At 60.4% G+C, this 21,390-nt stretch carries 13 protein-coding genes; 6 read left to right on the plus strand and 7 right to left on the minus strand.

Annotated features, from left to right (window positions below; all coding sequences use genetic code 11):
- Positions 1–13: 13 nt before the first annotated feature.
- Entirely contained in the window at positions 14–4,240 is a 4,227-nt protein-coding gene (locus tag E4O92_RS01885) for a DUF3857 domain-containing protein (RefSeq protein WP_135188051.1), read from the minus strand.
- Positions 4,241–4,579: 339 nt separating this feature from the next.
- Positions 4,580–6,898, minus strand: a complete 2,319-nt coding sequence (locus E4O92_RS01890; protein WP_135188052.1) for a UvrD-helicase domain-containing protein — start codon at positions 6,896–6,898, stop codon at positions 4,580–4,582.
- A gap of 227 nt (positions 6,899–7,125) precedes the next feature.
- Here E4O92_RS01890 and E4O92_RS01895 point away from each other — a divergent pair, with 227 nt between their 5' ends.
- From E4O92_RS01895 to E4O92_RS01905, 3 genes are all read left to right on the plus strand, one after another.
- On the plus strand, positions 7,126–7,608 hold the full coding sequence (locus E4O92_RS01895; protein ID WP_135188053.1) for a PGDYG domain-containing protein: 483 nt from the start codon (positions 7,126–7,128) through the stop codon (positions 7,606–7,608).
- 142 nt (positions 7,609–7,750) lie between these two features.
- On the plus strand, positions 7,751–8,254 hold the full coding sequence (locus tag E4O92_RS01900; protein ID WP_135188054.1) for a hemerythrin domain-containing protein: 504 nt from the start codon (positions 7,751–7,753) through the stop codon (positions 8,252–8,254).
- A 207-nt stretch (positions 8,255–8,461) separates the two neighbouring features.
- Positions 8,462–9,010, plus strand: a complete 549-nt coding sequence (locus E4O92_RS01905) for an SRPBCC family protein (RefSeq protein WP_206076794.1) — start codon at positions 8,462–8,464, stop codon at positions 9,008–9,010.
- Between the two features lie 255 nt (positions 9,011–9,265).
- Here the strand turns inward: E4O92_RS01905 and E4O92_RS01910 are convergent, their stop codons facing one another.
- From E4O92_RS01910 to E4O92_RS01930, 5 genes are all read right to left on the minus strand, one after another.
- Complete coding sequence (locus tag E4O92_RS01910) at positions 9,266–11,338, minus strand: M13 family metallopeptidase (RefSeq protein ID WP_135188055.1); 2,073 nt, start codon at positions 11,336–11,338, stop codon at positions 9,266–9,268.
- Positions 11,339–11,421: 83 nt separating this feature from the next.
- Complete coding sequence (locus E4O92_RS01915; RefSeq protein WP_135188056.1) at positions 11,422–12,060, minus strand: hypothetical protein; 639 nt, start codon at positions 12,058–12,060, stop codon at positions 11,422–11,424.
- 197 nt (positions 12,061–12,257) lie between these two features.
- Positions 12,258–12,746 (minus strand): outer membrane beta-barrel protein, encoded by a 489-nt coding sequence (locus E4O92_RS01920; RefSeq protein WP_135188057.1) that lies wholly within the window; start codon positions 12,744–12,746, stop codon positions 12,258–12,260.
- Positions 12,747–13,095: 349 nt separating this feature from the next.
- Positions 13,096–14,529, minus strand: coding sequence for an alpha/beta hydrolase family protein (locus tag E4O92_RS01925; RefSeq protein WP_135188058.1), 1,434 nt, complete (start codon positions 14,527–14,529; stop codon positions 13,096–13,098).
- Between the two features lie 148 nt (positions 14,530–14,677).
- Positions 14,678–15,784 carry an S-(hydroxymethyl)glutathione dehydrogenase/class III alcohol dehydrogenase gene (locus tag E4O92_RS01930; protein ID WP_135188059.1) on the minus strand — a complete coding sequence of 369 codons (1,107 nt, stop codon included), beginning with the start codon at positions 15,782–15,784 and terminating at the stop codon, positions 14,678–14,680.
- A 327-nt stretch (positions 15,785–16,111) separates the two neighbouring features.
- On the opposite strand from E4O92_RS01930, the gene E4O92_RS01935 reads away from it, so the two are divergent.
- The 3 genes from E4O92_RS01935 to E4O92_RS01945 all read left to right on the plus strand — a co-directional run bounded on the left by E4O92_RS01935 (position 16,112) and on the right by E4O92_RS01945 (position 21,384).
- On the plus strand, positions 16,112–17,680 hold the full coding sequence (locus E4O92_RS01935; protein ID WP_135188060.1) for a S8 family serine peptidase: 1,569 nt from the start codon (positions 16,112–16,114) through the stop codon (positions 17,678–17,680).
- A gap of 180 nt (positions 17,681–17,860) precedes the next feature.
- Positions 17,861–20,659 (plus strand): valine--tRNA ligase, encoded by a 2,799-nt coding sequence (locus E4O92_RS01940; protein ID WP_135188061.1) that lies wholly within the window; start codon positions 17,861–17,863, stop codon positions 20,657–20,659.
- A 281-nt stretch (positions 20,660–20,940) separates the two neighbouring features.
- Complete coding sequence (locus E4O92_RS01945) at positions 20,941–21,384, plus strand: DUF2147 domain-containing protein (protein WP_135188062.1); 444 nt, start codon at positions 20,941–20,943, stop codon at positions 21,382–21,384.
- Positions 21,385–21,390 lie beyond the last annotated feature (6 nt).

The following is a 21,390-nucleotide window of genomic DNA, read 5'->3' on the forward strand; positions in this document are numbered from 1 at the left end:
GGTAGAGCGCTGATCAACTTTCCTCTGGCATAGCGCCACCCGGTTTCCACGCTTTCGCATAGGCTTGTGCCTTGCTGATGACTGCGGGATCTGTGATCGTCTGTAACTGTTTCAATTGAGGCGCGGCATCCGCCATTCCATACTTTTCGGCAAGCATATAGTAAGCCAGTGACAAGAATGGATTGGCCTTGCCTTCCTCGCTCGATACATAGATTTCGGCAAGGTTGAGCATGGCAGTTGGCTGTCCCATTTGAGCCGCACGACGATATAGATCCAATGCCTTTTGCCGCTGCTTCTCTCCGGCCAGGCCGTCATCATAAATATTAGCAAGGTTATTCATTGCCGCTGGGAAGCCAGAGGCGACGGCCTGTTCGTAATATTGAACGGCTTTTGGAATATCACGCGGGATGCCCTCACCGGTATGCAGCATGAGAGCAAGTGACTGCGCCGCTTCGCGCTGGCCAAGCTCCGCGCCACGGCGGAAGTACTCGGCCGCCTTTTTCTTATCCGTCATCCCACTGTTATCGCGGCGATAAACCCGGCCCAACTGATAGAAAGCATCCGGTATATTGCGCTTCTCGACTTCCGCAAGCAGTTCAAATCCTTTGCGAGGATCGGCGGTTACGCCCAGCCCCTCCACAAGCATTCGTCCCAGCAAAGCCGTTGCACGATCATGTCCCTTCAAGTGGGCACTTTGTATCAGTTTGAATGCGTTAGTTTGATCCGCTGGTACACCGATGCCATTAAGCATTAAATTGCCAAGCTCCAGCTGTGCGAAACTGTTGCCGCGCGCAGCCATACGGGTCAATAGCTGCAGACCAAAACTCCGAATTTTTTCGTCCGTTTCCAACTGAAGCAACAATAATCCGAACAAGGCGCTACCGTCATCGTGCTTGCGCAGAAAAGACTGTGTAGCCCAGAACAAGGCCAAATTGTCATTCTTCTCGGTGCCCTTACCCTGGTAGTACATGAGCGACAGAAAAAACTGTGCTCCCTCATGCTCCATCTCAGCACCGTCCTTTGTGTAGCGGAACGCCAGGTCGAAGTCATATGGAAGCCCATGCCGAGCGAGCCAGTAGGAACGGCCCAACACATAACCTGCGTAGCCGTTTCCATTTTCCGCAGACTGCATGAAATGTGCGACCGCGCGTTTCTGGTCGCGCTTGCCGTTTGTTTCGTCCCCATAAATGACCCCAAGGTCATGCATGGCATTGCTGTCACCTTTCGCAGCAGCGGCCTGAAGCAAGCTTTCTGCTTTGGCAAGATCCTGGCGGACCCCTCTCCCCTCCATATAGCGTGAACCTAAGACAGACTGTGCACGGGCAACCCCATTATTCGCCGCAGCCTGCAAGTGACTCATGATGGAACTGGCAGAGCCTTTTTCACGTTCAAGCCGCCAAAATTCGCGCATGTCCGGATCTTCGCGCGTTTTGCCATATTTATCGGCGTCCGCCAGCACTTCAAACGCGCTGCCAAGGAGGGCATAGCGTTCAAACCAGTTCAAATGGAAATCGGCCTTGCGAGGCTGGCTCGTTGCGAGGCAATGCTGGCTCAGAACAAAGTGGACCTCCGCTTCAGCATGTTCGCGCGCCGCGGGCGCGAGCCTGGCGAGCGCCGCAGACAACTCTTCTTCCGGCACAGTTCCACGCAACAGGCCGAACAGAGGCTGCGGCCACACACCGGGATACAGCGCGTCAACGAAATCCTGGATCTCGAGCGGCTCTTCCAATCCTAACCTGCGTACCAATGCCAAGGAAAGCAGAGCGTCATCTGCTGCGAGACTTCCAGCCTTGGCTTTCGCCTTCAAAAACCGGGAGAGATTATTGCGAGCTTGCTCGACTTCATGTGCGTGGAAGTTTGCCCACGCCTGCATCAGCGTCAGTGGATCGTCATCGGAAGGCACCAAGGCCGCCAGTTCCTTACTGGCTTGGGGTAGATCGTGACGGATAATGGTGAACCGCGCGTCGCAAAGATCCTTGGTGCGTTTGTCAGCGCGAGCATCAACCAATTTGCCCAGAGCCGCTATCGGCGCCAGAATGACTGGGTTCCATTGCCGGATCGCATAGCTGTCTACGACTGATTCGCACAAGGCTCGGTAATTCAGTTTGGCATAAACTCCTTCGTCAAAATTCAACTCTGGAATTTTTCCAGTCCTGAGTGCCTCTTGCTGAAGGTCCTGGTGCCGGCTCAGCTTTTCCAGAATATCCAGCACACGCAGGGATGCCTCTTTCGCCTCGCGGGGTGGCACACTCACCGGTTTGAAGCGCAGTTTGGACTCAAACAAACGGGATAGTTTATCGATCTCATTTACCAGGCCCGGCAATTCCGAAGCAGCCACTTCTGGCTCGGTGATGGAAAAATCCACAATGTAGTTCAGATTCGCTCCGCGCCAAGTCAGCTGTTCATGTGCATGAAAATACTGGTTCTTGACAGAGAAGCTACGGTCGTCCTTCGTGAGACGTGCTTCGTTTGGTAGTGACACGTCAAGCACATAACGCGCACGGAAGTGGCCGGCAGCGAGCCAAAATGGCTGCTTGCGTACAAGCTTATCCGGTATGCCAAATGTACCTTCCATGATGTGCGAGCGTTGTGAGAGCTGCACGATACCGTCATCCTCCTTCAACGCCTTAGGGATAGTCAGCCTACCCTCCACAATGAAACTACTTCCGTCCGCGCCGTCACTGAACTGAGGGGGACCTTCCAGTCGCACACCCGGATAAGTTCGTTCGAATTGCTCCAGCATTGCTTTCTTCAATTCCACGGAGCCCAGGGAACGATACAATTGACGCATTCCTGTTGCCATGCGACCGCGGTACTCGACCCGCAACGCCAGTTGTGCGTCTGCATTCATCGCTGGAATCGTGATCTTTTCGCTGCGTTCAACCAACGGAACATCCATTGGGTCGTTCGGCAAGGAAATCAAACCTTTGCTGTCATTGGCCACAATAAGCGCGTCACCTGACGGCAATGGCACCGACAGGTTCGCAATCGGGCCTCGTTCATTCAGCCGGGTAGGATCGACAAAATAAGCTTTTCCGTTGAGGAGTACCCTGACAATCACGTGATTGAAACTCTTAGGCGAAGGCTGCATTTGCGACGGGAATTTTGGAGAATCCGCCTGCACCAATACTGGCTGCGCCTCTAATCCCATGGCGTGGTAGACAGCCACCAATAATTGGCTCTTGTCTTTGCAATCACCGAAACGCCGGCGAAGCACTACTTCCGGCGGCTGCGGACGGTGAGAGTTTTCTCCCATAGCCACGCTGAAGTAGCGAATTTCATCCTGGACCCAATGCAAGGCTTGAGCGGCCCGTTCCTCTGGCGTTCGCCCATCGAACGTTCGTGCCAAGGCCTGGACTTCGGGCCGCGTCCCCATATCGGGAAACAAAGCGGCGGCCCATTTTGCGACCTGGGACCAATCGCCATATTCACTGAAATCCAGTACCGGTACAGGAATCAGATTCGGCGGCATCGAGGGCTCGAACTGTTCGGCGGCTACGGCAGACTCTTGAAATACCAGCCGGGTAGTTCCCTTCCGTACCTCGATCTGGGGTTGAGGAAGCCCCGGCCTGGGAACACCCGAGAAGCGCCAATGCACCGGTTTGTTCGACGGATGCAGCACAACAGCCTTCCGGAGCTCCATCGGGGATTCTTTATCCCAGGGAAGTAGCTCACTCCAGATGGAGCCATAAACCGGATTCGTCCCATGAACAGAGTAGGTTGTCCAAAGGGTGTCGCCAGCCTTGACATCTTCAAGCAATACCTCAGCCGACGACGTACCATAATAGTAGCCATTGGCTGCGTCTTTCTCCGTATCCAGCACACGAACACTAGCGGTCTTTGTTCGATCAAGCACCTGATCGCCACGCAAAATGGCAATCTTATGGAGAACCAGTTTTTGATATGCGGGGACGAAAGGAATCGAAAATCGCCCCAACTCCGACAGTCTCGCCGATGAATTGACTTGAACCGCGCGATTCACCAGGTAACCTGGATTGGCCCCTGTCCAATATTGCACCTCGGCCAGTCTGATAACCACCGGCTCTTCCGATTCGGTAGGCGGTACAGGCTGCAGCGGTTCTGCCCAGGCCGGTAGTGCTGTGTTGCGCGAAAAAGATGCGGCGCCTGATTGGCGGGCTGGCGACTGGGCCAGTTGGGCTGCGCAAGCGGACGATAGAAAAATTATTATTGTGGAGATAAGAATGGCTAGTGATCGCATAAAGCCGCACGGTTGCTTCATCTTGCTTGTCCTTCCTCGCCTTTTGGCCAGTCTCGGCCGACTCGTTTAGGATAGCATCTTGCCTAAATGGAAAGTACGTACATTGTCACTGCCATGTACATTCCATTTTGACGTGCGAATGATGGCGGCCCGCCGATTGTGTTGGAGCGCATGCTGCGCATGACATTGCGCGGCAGTGTGGAAAACGCGAACTAATGCGAAGTTGCGCTTAGGTTTGAGGACTCTGAATGGTGGCGGCAACACGACCCGCCAGTTGATGTTGCTATCTGAAGAACAGAGAAAGGAGCAATCTGCCGACGCAAGGTGCTCCGCCCCCCGATAACGCTGGAATGAGAAGACTTAGCGCGCCACGCGCTCCAGCTTGGCCACCGACAGGTCCAGCACCTTCATCCCGGCCGCACCGAAATTGATCTGGGCGCGCGCCGCGCCCGCGCCGCCTTCGATGTTGACGATCACGCCCTCGCCGAACTTGGCGTGCGCGACCGATTCGCCAATGCGCCAGCCCGAACCGCCGCCCGACTTTTGCGTGATCTGGCGCGCGATCTGGTTATCCGTGCCGCCGCTGCGGAAATCGGCGTCGTCCCACGCAGTCGTCGCCTTGCGGTTCGAGAACCAGTTCCCCTGCTGCACCCGCGGCGACAGCCACTTGAGCGATTCTTCCGGCAGCTCGTTGAAAAAGCGCGACTTCATGTTAAAGCGCGTCTGCCCGTGCAGCATGCGCTGCTGGGTAAAGCTCATGTACAGGCGACGCCGCGCGCGGGTGATCGCCACGTACATCAGGCGCCGCTCCTCGTCGACGCCGTTATCCTCGCGCGAGCTGCTCTCGTGCGGGAACAGGCCTTCTTCCAGCCCGGTGATGAACACCGCGTCGAACTCGAGGCCCTTTGCCGAGTGCACCGTCATCAGTTGCAGTGCGTCCTGCCCGGCCTGCGCCTGGGCGTCGCCGGCTTCCAGCGAGGCGTGCGCGAGGAAAGCGGCCAGCGGCGACATTACGGTCGCCAGTGCGGCATCGGCGTCGATGATCTCCAGACCGTCCCCGCTCACGACCGGCTGCCCGGCCTGGGCCTGGGCTTGCGGTCCGAGGTGCGCAGGGGCGTTCTGGCCGAACCCTTCTTCCTGCACGAACTGGGTCGCGGCGTTCACCATCTGCTCCAGGTTCTCGATGCGGTCCGCGCCTTCCTTTTCGGTCTGGTAGTGCGCGAGCAGGGTACTGCGCTCGAGCACCACGCGCACCAACTCGGGCAGCGCCAGCTGCTGGGTCTCCATGCGCATGCCTTCGATCAGCTTGACGAAGGCGCCCAGCGACGTGCCGGCCTTGCCGGTCATATAGGGCACCGCCGCGTACAGCGAAATACCGTAGGCGTCGGCCGCCATCTGCAGTTGCTCGATCGAGCGCACGCCGATGCCGCGCGTGGGGAAATTCACCACGCGCAAAAACGCCGAGTCATTGTGCGGATTGTCCATCAGCTGCAGGTAGGCGATCGCGTGCTTGACCTCGGCGCGCTGGAAGTAGCGCAGGCCGCCGTACACGGTGTACGGCATGCCGGCCGCGAACAGCGCGTGCTCGATCACCCGGCTTTGCGCGTTCGAGCGGTACAGGACCGCGATCTCGCTGCGCGGCACGCCATCGGCCATCAGGCTCTTGGTTTCCTCGATGATCCACTGTGCTTCTTCCAGGTCTTTCGATGCCTCGTAGACGCGCACCTGCTCGCCCTGCCCCGCGTCGGTGCGCAGGTTCTTGCCCAGCCGCTGGCTGTTATTGGCGATCAGGTAGTTTGCGCTGTCGAGGATGTGGCCGTGCGAACGGTAGTTCTGCTCCAGCTTGATCAGGTTTTGTACCCGGAAGTCCTGCTCGAACTTCATCATGTTGCCCACGTTCGCGCCGCGGAATGCGTAGATGCTCTGGTCGTCGTCGCCCACCGCGAAGATCGCGCCGCCGCCCTGCTCGCCCTGGCCAGCCAGCAATTTGAGCAGGTTGTATTGCAGGTCGTTGGTGTCCTGGAACTCGTCGACGAGGATGTGGCGGAACCGCATCTGGTAGTGCTGGCGCAGCGGCGCGTTGCGCGACAGCAGTTCGTACGCGCGCAGCAGCAATTCGGCGAAGTCGACCACGCCTTCCTTCTGGCATTGCTGGTCGTATAGCTCGTACAGCTCGACGAACTTGCGCGTGATCGGCTCGTAGGCTTCGACCTGATGCGCGCGCAGGCCCTGGTCCTTGGCGTTGTTGATGAAGTACATCAGGTCCTTGGCCGGGTACTTCTCGTCGTCGACGTTGTTCGCTTTCAGCAAGCGCTTGATCATCGACAATTGGTCCTGCGAATCCAGAATCTGGAACGCCTGCGGCAGCGCCGCATCCTTGTAATGCGTGCGCAACAGGCGGTTGCACAGGCCATGGAAGGTGCCGATCCACATGCCGCGCGTATTCACCGGCAACATTGCCGACAGACGCGTCAACATCTCCTTCGCCGCCTTGTTGGTGAACGTGACCGCCATGATGCCGGCCGGCGATACCTGTCCAGTCTGGATCAGCCAGGCGATGCGCGTGGTCAGCACGCGCGTCTTGCCGGAACCGGCGCCGGCCAGGATCAGCGCGCTCTGGGGCGGCAGGGTGACGGCTGCAAGCTGTTCGGGATTGAGGTTTTGGAGGAGATTCTGCATCCAATCATTATACCGGTACAGGTACCTTGCTGCCTTGGGCCGCTGGCCCTTCATCGAGCGTTGTTGGTTGTCGATTTCTCATGTTTACTAAACAAATAGTAGAGAAATGCTTGCAACAGTAGTAGCATGCTTTCCAGGAATATTGATTATTTGTCATAAGCAACCCGATACGAATATTCATTTCGAATTGCTGAAAGTCGAAACGGAAGGCGAAGGGGTGGAACCCGATGACTGATCCCGTGCGCACCTACGACAGCCGCACCGATTCCCTCCGCAGCCACGCGGGCGCGATCCCGGTCCGCAAGCGCCCGCAGGTGCTGATGGTCCAATTCGCGACGACCTCAGGACAGCTTGAAACGCTGGAAGGCCCGGTCGCGGTTGCGCCGGGTGACGCGATCGTCACGGGATCGGGCGGTGAACGCTGGCCGGTCACGCGTCGGCGCTTCGAGTCCCGCTACACTCCGGTGGCGCCCTGCCGGCCCGGCGAGGAGGGTCCGTATCAGGGCCTGGCGGTATCCGTCCTGGCACTGCAGGTCGGCACGCCGTTCGCAGTCATCCTCGCCAACGGCATCACCCATCTGCACGGCCGCCCCGGCGACTGGCTGGTCGACTACGGCGACGGCAACCTGGGCCTCGTCGCGCAGGCGCTTTTTCCGTCGTTGTACGAGCGCGGACCGGTCGTGCCGCGCGCTTCCAATGGCAACAGCTGAACGCGGCCGCTTCACAGCCTGATAGCTTTCCCAAGTTAAACGAACCAAGCTTCTCCGAAGACAGGGTTTAGCATGACATGCCCGTGCGCCTGCCGATCGCGTTTGGTGCCAGGCCCAATCCAGTACTCAGGAGGACAAGCAAATGGACGATCCAATTACCCCAAGAAATACGGAATCCTTTCCGGTGGACAGGCCGGTCGAAGCATTGCTGCAAGATCACAACCTGGCCCGCAAGCTTGCCGATGCGTACCTGAACGACACCAGCATGGCAGCGAAGAAACAGGCTGCGATACAGCTCGTGCAAGCCCTTCACGCCCACTCGCGCCTTGAAGAGTCGGTCTTCTATCCCGGCGTGCGCCGGGTGGACCCGAACATGATCAGCCACTTCGAGGAAGAGCACCAGAAACTCGACGACGTGGTGGCGACCCTGATGGGAATGACCATGGACGAGCCGCAGGCCGACCAGATGGTACGCGAGATGATCAACATGGCGCTGCACCACATCCAGGAAGAGGAAGACCAGTTCTTTCCGAAACTGCAGCAGGCCAACATCGACATGACACCGATCGGGCTGGAAATGCAGTCGTTCGAAGCCAACCTGGTGCACACGCAGACCCAGGTACCGCCGCCCCGCATGCGCCGGTAGTTCCGTTCTTGCGAGCACGACAGCGCCGCCCGCGCGCGGGTGGCGTTTCCCGTTCGCTCGAAAGCCCAGTCTGCCGCGCGCCACGGTTGCGGCATTTGGCTTAATTTAACGACTGCTTCACCGAATTCGCCAAGCAAGTTTGCACGTTCCGGTTCGGCCCCCTGGTCCCTCGCGTGCCAACAGCTTCTCAATGGAAAGGAGAACAAAATGCAGCTCAATCGTGTAGTGACTGTCGCCGCGCTCGCTGTGGGCGGCGTGATGCTGTCCAAGCAGCTCAAGAAGAACCGCAGCTGGGGTGGCCCCTCGGAGGTGACCGAGTCGATCGAAGTCAATGTGCCGTTGCACACGGCCTACAACCAATGGACCCAGTTCGAGGACTTTCCTAAGTTCATGAAAAGCGTGCACGAGGTTCGCCAGATCGACAACCGCCACCTGCACTGGCGCGCCAACATCGCTGGTGAAGAAAAGGAATGGAACGCCGAAATCACCGAGCAGATCCCCGACAAGCGCATCGCCTGGCGCAGCACCAGCGGCGTGCACAATGCCGGCGTGGTCACCTTCCACAGGATCGCCGACAACAGCACCCGGGTGACCTTGCAGATGGAATACGAGCCGCAAAACATGGCGGAAAAGGTGGTCGACGTGCTCGGCGCGGTGCGCATGGAAGCGCGCAGCAACCTGGAGAATTTCAAGAAAATGCTGGAACAACGCGGCCAGGAGACCGGTGCGTGGCGCGGCACGGTCGCCCAGCATTGAACTGCGCATCGGTTCGCGAGCGCGGCGTAGTGGAGTGGCAGCCGCAAGTCGGCATGCTGTGACCGCGTGCGCACAGGTGCGCACCCTACGCCGTACGGCTCGACCCGGATTGATCCGCGTCGCATCCCGTAGGGTGTGCAGCTTTGCTGCGCACGCGGATGATGAAAACCGTCAGCGTCTCAGCCAACAGGCCCCGGGGCGGTGACGGGACGGTGGCGTGATGCCGTCGAAATGCTCACGCCTGCCGACCGCAGATCACCAGACCCGGCAGCGCTTCTCCTTGACCATCGGCTGGCCCGGCTTGCAGTGGAACGCCTGCTGGAACTGCGGCATGTTGACCACGAGTCCGTTGACGCGGAACCGGCCCGGCGAGTGCGGGTCGGTCATCGCGTGCACGCGCTGGTTCTCGGGCCGGTCGTTTTCGCACGCCCACTGCGCGTTGCCGACAAAAAAGCGCTGCTCGGGCGTGAGGCCGTCACGCAGCGGCTGCGCCTGCTCCGGCATGCTCGCCATCTGGTTCTGCCACGCCATCCAGCCCAGGATCAGGCCGCCCAGGTCGGCCACGTCCTCGCCCAGCGTCAGCTTGCTGTTGATCTTGATGTCGTCCACCACCGTGTACTGCGCGTACTGGTCGACGATGCACTGCGCGCGCTCCTCGAATTCCTTGGCGTCTTTCTTGGTCCACCAATCCTTCAGGTTGCCCTGCGCATCGAACTGGCGGCCCTCGTCATCGAACGCGTGGGTCAGTTCGTGGCCGATGGTGCCGCCGGTGTTGCCGTAGTTCGGCGCATCGTCCATCTTCGGATCGAACAGCGGCGGCTGCAGCACCCCGGCCGGGAAGTTGATGTCATTCATCTGCGGGTCGAAGTAGGCGTTGACGGTCGGCGGCGTCATCGACCATTCGGTACGGTCGAGCGGCTTGCCGATCTTGGCCAGGTGGCGCTTCACTTCGAACACGTTGCCGCGAACGACGTTACCGGCAAAGTCATCGCGCTTGACCACATACGTGCTGTAGTCGCGCCATTTGTCCGGGTAGCCGATCTTGTTGACGATCGCGGCCAGCTTTTCCTGGGCGCGCTGCTTGGTCGCCGGGCTCATCCAGTCGAGCGAGTCGATATCCTTTTTCATCGCCTCCTCGACCTGGCGCGTCATGTGCAGCGCCTTGGCCTTGAGCTCCGGCGAAAACGCGCGGCTGACAAATTCCTGGCCCAGCGCCTCACCGAGCTGGGTGTCGACCAGGCGCACGCAACGCTTCCAGCGCGGCGGTTGCTGCTGCACCCCGCGCAGGGTCTTGCTGAAGAACGCGAAGTGTTCCTTGTCGAAGTTCGACGACAGCGCCGGCGCCAGGTTGTGCGCCACGTGCCAGCGCAGGTAGGTCTGGATCGTGGCCAGGTCGTGGGTAACCACTTGCTTTGCGAACGCCTTGAAGAACGCCGGCTCGGTAACATTGAAGCTGGCAAGCTTGGGCTGGCCGATGCCAGCCAGGTAAGTCTTCCAGTCAAAGCCAGGCGTGAGGGACTGCAGAGCCTTGCCGTCCATCTTGTGGAACAGCTTGTACGGATCGCGCTTGTCCACCCGCGACAGCGACGCCTTGGCCAGCGCGGTCTCGATTGCCATCACCCTGGCCGCGTCGCGCTGCGCCTGTGCCGCGTCCTCGCCCAGCAGCCGGAAGGTATTGGCGATGTGGGCCACGTACTTGGTGCGAATCTCCTTGGAATGCGCGTCGGTCTTCAGGTACGACTCGCGATCAGGCAGGCCCAGGCCGCCGCCGGTGGCGAACGCGATCACTTGCGAGGAATTGGCGAAGTCCTGGCTCGAATCAAAGCCGAAGAACAAGCCGGGATCGGCCAACGACAGGTGCAGGCTCGCCAGCACGGCCGGCAGGTCGCGTGTGGAACGCATGGCCGCGATCTGCTCGAGATACGGTTGGAGCGGCGCCGCGCCGCGTGCCTCGATCGCCCGCTCGTCCATGCAGGCGCCGAAGTAATCGCCGATCTTCTGCTGGTTGCTGCTCCTGCCTTCGGCCTTGTGCGACAGTTCCTCGAGAATGCCCCACAGGTAGCGCTGGTTGTCCTGCGCCAGCTTGCCGTACACCGACCAGCGCGCCTGGTCGGCCGGGATCGGGTTGTTCTTCATCCAGCCGCCGCACGCGTACTGGTAAAAGTCCACGCACGGGTCCGCGCTGCGGTCCATCGAAGTGACGTCCAGGCCCGGCGTGTACGGCAGGCTGGTGGTCGGGCGTTCCGCGGGCGCCGGGGCCTGGGCGGCGGCAATAGTGCAACTACCGGCAACGGCAACGGAAAGGGCGATGCGGACGAACTGGCGCATGAACGAAAAGCTCCAAAGGCGGGGTTGAAACCGGCCTATGCTGCCATACAACCAATGCGTAGGCAATCTTGACGCTTGCGGCGTCAGCCCTGCATTGGCGCCGGTTTTGCCAGGCCTTTCTCCAGCACATCGCGGATCAGATCACGCACAACCATGTCGGCCGCACGGCTTTCCTCTTTCATCTGCTTGCCCAGCTCGCCCATTTGCTTTCCGAGCGCATTCATCGGCTTGCCAGCCTCTTTCATGCGGCGGCCAATCTCTTCCATCGATGCAAATTGCATTTGGCCGGACGCGCTGGCCATCTCCTTGCCGAGCGCATCCATCACCTTGCCCTGCTTGTCCATCTGCTGGCTGTAGCCGTCCATCTGCGCACTGAGGCGGTCCAGCGGCGCCCATGCTGCCTTGGCCTTGGCCAGCACCTGCGGGTCCTGCACCACGTAGGCCTTGCCGCCGTCGCGGAACCAGAGAAAATCGCCACTGAGCTTGCGCCTGGCCGCCTCGATGTCCTTCCAGTCGGCGCTGTTGCCGCTCACGCTGGTGCCATTGCTCACCAGTGCATACGCATGCTCCGGGTCGCTGTGATTAATGTTGGTACGATGCAGCGCAGGTCGATCGGGCGCCTGGATTGTGCCGGCAACAACGTCATGCGTGTAGAACGCGGCGCTGGCTGCCAGGCCAAGAACCGAGAAGGTGATCTTCTGAAGGCGTTTGGTGGGAAACATGACATTCCTCCTGCTGCGTGATTGACGGGAAATGAAGAGCAGGCAGCATTCGCTGCCGACGAGATCACTCTAGTCACGCGGGCAAGGGCCCGCCATTACGCTGCGACGAACTGCCGATTTTGCGGTACAGGCCGCAAACCGGCTGCGGCGGACGCCGGCAGGAGGAAACGCCGGCGTTGTGCGCCGGCGGATAAAGCTTAGAACGAATAAATGACGCTGGCGCTGACGTTGGTGAACGCAGCAAAAGGCTTTTGCACTTCCACTCGTGCGGACACATTGGAGCCAAAATCGTAGCCGACACCAGCGCCATACAGGACTTTGACCTCGTTGTCCGAGACTTTAATCTTATCGACAGTGGCAGTGCCGTGCAGGTTATTCAGGCCAAGGCGGCCGAACACACTAAAACCGTTGCTCAGCGGCAGCGTACCAACGGCCGACAGATGAGTCTGCTCTGTCTTGAAACCGATCCCGCCACCCAGATCCCAATTACCCAGTTTGCGATAGCCGAGTTCGGCCGACAGGTTATCGGTGAAGCGGTAGCCGGCAAACCCGCCGAAGCTGGTCTCGTTGTTTTCGCTGTGGATTTGCGTGAGGCCCAGATCGGCGCCGGCATAAAAACCGGGAGCGGCGAACGACGATGCGGCCAGGGTGGACAGCGCGACAGCAGCTGCGATTTTTTTAAACATAGCGACCTCTTGGATTAACTGTTCAAGGAATTGTCGCAACCGCGCATTTGGATAGGCGTTGCGAGGGGCGAATCATAATGTCCGGAACGGAAATTGAACAGCTGGTCAGCAAATAAACTGTAAATAATTGTGAATATCCGAATAAATACTCTAATAAAACGGGAAAACGGGGCTATTTATATGCATCAGATATGCATGAATATAGCGGGAAATGTATGAAAACTGTATCCAGATTCCCGAAAACTGTAATCGCAAAAAAAGCCCGCCGGGAGCCAGCGGGCTTTAATCCAAAAAATCAAATCGGAAAATTAAATGCACCTCGACCGAACGCGAAAGCTCTGCCCGCAGCTCAGGGCTGCTTGCGCGCGAAGTCGGCGACTTTCTGGAGCACGGTTGGCGCCATGGTCTCGTCGATTTTCGTGTATTCATCAGGTGCGCCGGTATGCGCGGTTTGGAACGGGTGATTCACCGATGGCAGCAATTCGGACTGACCCCGGGTGTTCCCTCCTTCCTTCAACGCGGCGAGAATCCCGGCGACATTCTCCTCGGCCGGCACTTGGTGGTCCAGGGTGCCGTTCAGTACAAGCACGGGACAGCGGACCTTGCGCCAATCGCGCTGGGGATTGGATGCCAGAAGGACGCGCAGCGAGGGATTGGCCGCGAATTCGGGCGATAGCGTCCACCGGTTCATCTTGTACTTTGTGATCAATCCCTGGAGTTCCGGTGGGAGTGCCGCGTACACTGCCTTCAGGGCGGCGATGCGCGGTGCCCCATCCGGCGTTGCGAGCACGGTCTCGTAATACTTGCGCACGTAGGGCATGATCCGTTCAACTTCCTCCGGACTCGCGCCGTTGTCCTTGGCCTCTTGCCGATCCTGTAGCAGCATCACATCGAAGCCGGACAGGCCGACTCCCGCCATCGACACGATGAAGTCGACCGCTTCCGGATGGCGCGCGGCCACAGCGGCCGCGATCTGCGACCCTTCGCTGTGCCCGACCAGGCCGATGCGGCCGAATTCCTTGCGCGCCGCCAGTGCCTGCACAGCGGCGGCGAGGTCATTCTCCAGGTCCGCGAGCGTGTGCCCGTAGTAGTCGCCGGTCGAGCGCGCAACGCCGCGCTTGTCGTAGCGCAAGACGGCCACGCCCTGGCGCGCCAAATGGTCGGCAAGCACGTCGAACTTGCGGTGCCCGGAAACATTTACGTGCCGCGTCTGCGGGCCGCTGCCGGCGACCAGGACGACCACGTTCGGACGGGCTGGCGCGCGCGGAACAGTCAACGTGGCGCCGAGTGTCACTCCATCCTTGCTGCGAATGGCCAACATCTCTTCTTTGTACGGGAAGGGTGGCTGTGGCGTCTGCGGACGCGACCGCATTGGGAAGGCGTCAACCTGTCGCAGCTCCAGCAGCAGCGGAGTTTCGCCTTGTGTCCACTCGCCCTGAAAATGGTCCTGCACCCAGGTCAGCTTCAGGCGAGCCACATCGGCGTCGAGGACCAGGGTATTGCCGGGCTCCGCTTGGATTGTCTTGACCGGGACGTCATATACGCCCTGGTCGGGAGAAGCAATGCTTGCCCATGCCGAGCCGTCGGCACGGGTGAAGAGTTCGGCGCCGATCTTCAAGACACGGCCATTGGGCAGGGTCATATCACCGAGCCAGTAGCCGGGGTGATCCTGCAATGGGCCGGCTTGGGTGACTGGTTGGAGGACAAGCAGCGCCAGCAAGGCTAATACGCGCAGATGAGAAGTGTTCAATTGCAGGGTCTCCAGGATGTAAGTACGTTTCACGACTCGTTGTTGATCAGCGAGCAATATCAAAAAGGTATCGACGAATCATGGAGAAATTGTGGACTTCTCGGGACGCGCACCTGCGGCGCAAAAAAGAAAACGGCAGCCCGTAGGCCGCCGTCTTGTCGAGTCTTAAAACCAATACAAATCAATACACCACGACCGAACGGATCGATTCTCCGCGCTTCATCAGGTCGAAGCCTTCGTTGATCTGGTCAAGCGTCAGGTGGTGGGTGATCAGGTCGTCGATATTGATCTTGTGGTCCATGTACCAGTCGACGATCTTCGGTACGTCGGTGCGGCCCCGTGCGCCGCCGAACGCCGAGCCCTTCCACTGGCGCCCGGTCACCAGCTGGAATGGCCGGGTCGAGATTTCCTTGCCCGCTTCCGCCACGCCGATAATGATCGACTGGCCCCAGCCCTTGTGGGCGCATTCGAGCGCCTGGCGCATGACCTGGGTGTTGCCGATGCATTCGAAGCTGTAATCGGCGCCGCCATCGGTCAGCTGAATAATGGCGTCGACCACGTTCTCGACCTCGTTCGGGTTGACGAAGTGGGTCATGCCGAATTTGCGCGCCATTTCCTGGCGAGCCGGGTTGATGTCGACACCGATGATCTTGTTGGCGCCGACCATCTTCGCGCCCTGGATCACGTTCAGGCCGATGCCGCCCAGACCGAACACGACCACGTTTGCGCCCGGTTCAACCTTGGCGGTAAAGATCACCGCGCCCAGGCCGGTGGTGACGCCGCAACCGATATAGCAGACCTTGTCGAACGGCGCATCCGAACGGATCTTGGCCAGCGCGATTTCCGGAACCACGATGTAGTTCGAAAAGGTCGAGGTGCCCATGTAGTGGTAGATCGGCTTGCCGTCGAGCGAAAAGCGGGCGGTCCCGTCAGGCATCACGCCGCGGCCCTGGGTGGAACGGATCGCCTGGCACAGGTTGGTCTTCTGTGACAGGCAGAATTTGCACTGGCGGCATTCGGGGGTGTACAGCGGAATCACGTGGTCGTCCTTGCGCAGGCTGGTCACGCCAGGTCCCACGTCAACCACCACGCCGGCGCCCTCATGGCCGAGGATGGCCGGGAAGATGCCTTCCGGGTCGGCGCCGGACAGCGTGTAGTAATCCGTGTGGCAAATGCCGGTGGCCTTGATTTCCACCAGGACCTCGCCCGCCTTCGGGCCTTCGAGATCGACCTCTTCGATTGTTAAAGGTTGACCCGCCTTCCATGCAATCGCTGCCTTGGTCTTCATGCTTTTTCTTCCTGTCTACGAGTTGGACAAACGCGGGCGCTGCCGCGGCGTTTGCCATCATATCAAGCGGGAAGGAATCGCGTGTCCCAAGGGGTGGCGGCGGGAGGTTCCTTGCAAAATCCAAAAGACTATAGCACGCGGCCGAGCAATGTTTTTCCGCTCAATCGTGCGCTGGCGTGTGCATACAACACCGGCTGGGCACGCTCAAAATTCAATTGAAGTGTTAAATCTTCTGGCAATAAACTGGACCAGCTGCAACCGCAGCACATCACCAGCCAACGGCCACAAGCCGTCACAACTATAAGCAGTCTTACACGGAGAAAATCAATGATTCAGAATAAAAAGTTTCGCGCATCAAAGATGATTCTCGCCCTCGGGCTGTGCTTCGCCGCGCTCGCCGGGAGCGCGCTGGCCGCTCCCGACAAGACCCGGGTGATCGTCGCCTTCAAGCCGGGCGCGGCGGCCTCGATCAAGTCGCTCGTGGCCGCCTCCAAAGGCGAGGTCAAGCACGAGATCTTCAACATGAACGCGATGGCGGTCGAGGTGCCGAACACGGCGCTGAAAGGGCTGGAAAACAACCCCAACGTCGAGTACATCGAGGAAGATGTGATCCGCACGCCGTTCGCGTTGACCACGCCGTCGACCGGCACGCCGTACGCGACCGGGCAACTGGTTCCGTACGGCATCAAGCTGGTGCAGGCCGACCAGCTGCCGGACGCGAACGTGGGCAACCGCAAGGTCTGCATCATCGATTCCGGCGTGGACTTCACCCATGAGGACCTGAAGGACAACGGCGCCAACGTCACCGGCGAATACGACAAGGGCACCGGCTGGTGGTACACCGACGAGACCGACCATGGCACGCACGTGTTCGGCACGATCGCGGCAGTCAACCAGGCTGGCGTGGGCGTGGTCGGCGTGACCCCGAACAAGCTGCTCAAGCTGCACATCGTCAAGGTGTTCGGCGCGAACGGCGCATGGACCTATTCGTCCACGCTCACTACGGCCGCCAACAAGTGCGGCGCGGCTGGCGCCAACGTCATCTCCATGTCGCTTGGTGGCGGCGCCAAGAGCATCACCGAGCAAAGGGCCTTCGACAGCCTGCAGACCAATGGCGTGCTCAGCATTGCCGCGGCCGGCAACTCCGGCAACGCCACCACCTCCTACCCGGCCGGCTACGCCAGCGTGATGTCGGTGGCGGCGGTGGACGAGAACAAGAACTACGCCAGCTTCTCGCAGTACAACAGCGACGTCGAGATCTCGGGTCCCGGCGTCTCGGTGCTGTCGACCGTGCCGATGGGTACCGGCCTGGATTCGGCCCTCACGGTCGGCTCGATCAATTACGCATCCGGCGTAATGGACGGCTCGCCGAAGAAATCGGCTAGCGCGCCGCTGGCCGACTTCGGCATCGGCGACACAGTCAACACTGCGGTCTCCGGCAAGATCTGCCTGATCCAGCGCGGCACGGTGGACTTCGCGACCAAGGTCACCAACTGCCAGAACAGCGGCGGCCTGGGCGCGATTATTTACAATAACGCCGCCGGCAACTTCTCGGGCACCCTGGGCGGCGCGGCCACCACGATTCCATCGGTCTCGGCCTCGGACGCCGACGGCATGTCGATGAAGGCACAGCTGGGTAGTAGCGCGACCGTGGCGGTCCTGGCCTCCAACTACGCCTACTTCGACGGCACCTCGATGGCGACGCCGCACGTGTCGGCGGTGGCAGCGCTGGTCTGGAGCTACTTCCCGACCTGCACCGGCAGCCAGATCCGCACCTCGCTGAACAACAGCGCGCTCGACCTGGGCACGGCCGGCCGCGACACTCACTACGGCTACGGGCTGGTGCAGGCGAAGGCTGCCTACGACCGCATCAAGTCGCTGGGCTGCGGTAAATAATCCTGACTGTTCAGGGGAAAAGGCGCTGCGGCGCCTTTTTTATTGGCGCTGTCACCCCGCCCACCCTACGAAACTATTTTCCAGCCCTGCCAAGACGCCCGAATTTGCGGCAGCTCGCGGGCGCATCCTTGCGCCCGTCATCTATAATGATTGTTTTCGCCAAATTCAAACCGCCACATCATGGAATTAGCCAAGTCTTTCGAGCCAGCCGACATTGAACAGTTCTGGCGCACCGAGTGGGAAAAGCGCGGTTACTTCACCGCGTCCACCGATCCAAGCAAGCCTTCGTTCAGCATCCAGTTGCCGCCGCCGAACGTGACGGGCACCCTGCACATGGGTCACGCGTTCAACCAGACCATCATGGACGGCCTGACCCGCTACTACCGGATGCGCGGCTATAACACCGCCTGGATTCCCGGCACCGACCACGCCGGCATCGCGACCCAGATCGTGGTCGAACGCCAGCTCGACGCCCAGCGCATCTCGCGCCACGACCTGGGGCGCGAGGCGTTCGTCGAGCGCGTCTGGGAATGGAAGGAAAAATCGGGCAACACCATCACCGGCCAGATGCGTCGCCTGGGCGCATCGCCCGATTGGTCGCGCGAATACTTCACGATGGACGAGCCGCGCTCGAAGGTGGTGGCCGAAGTGTTCGTGCGCCTGTACGAGCAGGGCCTGATCTACCGCGGCAAGCGCCTGGTGAACTGGGACCCGGTGCTGGGCACCGCGGTGTCGGACCTGGAAGTGGTGTCGGAGGAAGAAGACGGCTCGATGTGGTACATCAAGTACCCGCTGGCCGACGGCAGCGGCGCCATTACCGTGGCCACCACCCGCCCCGAGACGATGCTGGGCGACGTCGCCGTGGCGGTGGACCCGACCGACGAGCGCTACATGGCCCTGCACGGCAAGATGATCAAGCTGCCACTCACCGGCCGTGAAGTGCCGATCGTCGCCGACTCGTACGTGGAAAAAGAATTCGGCACCGGCTGCGTGAAGATCACACCGGCGCACGACTTCAACGACTACGCGCTGGGCCAGCGCCATAACCTCCCGATGATCAACGTGTTCACGCTGGACGCGAAGATCAACGATGTCGCGCCCGAACAATACCGCGGCCTGGACCGCTTCGTGGCGCGTAAGCAGATCGTGGCCGACCTCGAAGCCCAGGGCTTCCTTGAGCAGGTCAAGCCGCACAAACTGATGGTCCCGCGCGGCGACCGCACCAACGTCATCATCGAGCCGATGCTGACCGACCAATGGTTCGTCGCAATGAGCAAGCCGGCCCCCGAAGGCACCTTCAACCCAGGCAAGTCGATCACCGACGTGGCGCTCGAGAAGGTCGCGACTGGCGAAATCAAATTCGTTCCGGAGAACTGGAGCACCACATACAACCAGTGGCTGAACAACATTCAGGACTGGTGCATCTCGCGCCAGCTGTGGTGGGGCCACCGTATCCCGGCATGGTACGACGAGAAGGGTCACGTGTTCGTCGCCCGCACCGAAGAGGAAGCGAAGGCCAAGGCGGAAGCCGCCGGCGAATTCGGCCCGTTGCACCGCGACGAGGACGTGCTCGACACCTGGTTCTCGTCGGCGCTGGTGCCGTTCTCCACCCTCGGCTGGCCGGAAGAAACCCCGGACCTGAAAACCTTCCTGCCGTCCTCCGTGCTGGTTACCGGCTTTGACATCATCTTCTTCTGGGTTGCGCGCATGGTCATGATGACCACGCACTTCACCGGCAAGGTGCCGTTCGAGACCGTCTATGTGCACGGCCTGGTGCGCGATTCCAGCGGCCAGAAGATGTCCAAATCGAAGGGCAACACGCTCGACCCAATCGACCTGATCGACGGCATCGACGTCGAAGCGCTGGTCGCCAAGCGCACCACGGGCCTGATGAACCCAAAGGACGCCGAAAAAATCGCCAAGGCCACGCGCAAGGAATTCCCGGAAGGGATTGCCGCGTTCGGCACCGACGCCGTGCGCTTCACCATGGCCAGCTACGCCTCGCTGGGCCGCAACATCAACTTCGACCTGGGCCGCTGCGAAGGCTACCGCAACTTCTGCAACAAGCTGTGGAACGCCACCCGCTTCGTGCTGATGAACACCGAAGGCAAGGACTGCGGCGCGCCCGAAGCCGGCGACCTGTCGCAGGCCGACCGCTGGATCATCTCGCTGATGAACCGCGTCGAACAGGAAGTGGCGAAGGGCTTCGAAGACTACCGCTTCGACAACATCGCCAGCAGCATCTACAAATTCGTCTGGGACGAATACTGCGACTGGTACCTGGAAGTAGCCAAGGTCCAGGTCCAGCAAGGCAGCGAGGCCCAGCAGCGCGCCACCCGCAACACCCTGCTGCGCGTGCTGGAAGTGATCCTGCGCCTGGCGCATCCGGTCATCCCGTTCGTCACCGAAGCACTGTGGCAGAGCGTGGCGCCGCTGGCCGGCAAGACCGGCGACACGGTCATGCTGCAGCCCTACCCGGTCGCCAATCCGTCGGCGATCGATGAAGGCGCCGAAGCGTGGATGGACCAGCTCAAGGCGCTGACCGACGCCACCCGCAACCTGCGCGGCGAAATGCAGCTGTCGCCGTCGGTGCGGGTGCCGCTGATCGTCGAACCAGGCAATGTTGACGAGCGCAGCAAGATGGAAGGCTTTGCGCCTTACATCCAGTCGCTGGGCAAGCTGTCGGAAGTGCAGATCGTCGACGCGCTGCCCGAATCGCCGGCGGCGGTGTCGATCGTCGGCACCACCAAGCTGATGCTCAAGGTCGAGATCGACGTCGCCGCCGAGCGCGAGCGCCTGTCGAAGGAGATCGCGCGCATCGAGGGCGAAATCGCCAAGGCCAACGGCAAGCTGTCCAACGAAAGCTTCGTGGCGCGTGCGCCGGCGGCGGTGGTGGAGCAGGAACGCGAGCGCCTCGCGAACTTCAGCGCCACGCTGACCAAGCTGCGCGAGCAATTTGCGAAGTTGCCGACCGCCTGACAAGGAGCCGAAGGAAGATGGAACGGCCTGCCTCGCAGGCCGTTTTTTTCACCAGTTGGGGCTCGCGACGGCGTCACCACCACGCGAAGTTTGCGAACCGCGTGCGCACAGGTGCGCACGCGGTCACCGGTTGCTGGCCCGCGGCGCCCGAGGAATTAGTAGTGCGCCTCTAATCCGCACCAATCCCCTGTTGGCATCGTCTTTACATGACGTACAGTTGTAGGATATCCGAAGCGTTTGTGTACACTCTGCCATACCAATAACCAGACAGGAGACTCAAGATGCGTACATTGATTCAAGCCAGCCTGATTGCCGCCGTCCTCGCCGCCCCTGCTGCCTGGGCGCAGGATACCCCCGTCGGGCTGTGGAAATCGATCGACGACGAAACCGGCAAGCCGAAATCGCTGGTGCGCATCACCGAGGAGCAAGGCCACTTGAAAGGCACGATCGAAAAACTGTTCCGCGGCCCGAACGAGGACCAGAATCCGAAGTGTGTGAACTGCGAAGGCGTGAACAAGGACCAGCCGATCATCGGCATGACGATCCTGTCGGGCCTGCGCAAGAACGGCGACGTGTATGACGGCGGCACCGTCCTCGATCCGAAGAACGGCAAGACCTACAAGGCCAGGATCACGCTGAAGGACGAGGGCAAAAAGCTCGAGATGCGCGGTTACATGGGCATGCCGATGTTCGGCCGTACCCAGACCTGGGTGCGCGAGCAATAAGGAACC

The sequence above is a fragment of the Massilia horti genome, from assembly GCF_004614195.1.
GTDB classification, from domain to species: domain Bacteria; phylum Pseudomonadota; class Gammaproteobacteria; order Burkholderiales; family Burkholderiaceae_D; genus Telluria; species Telluria horti.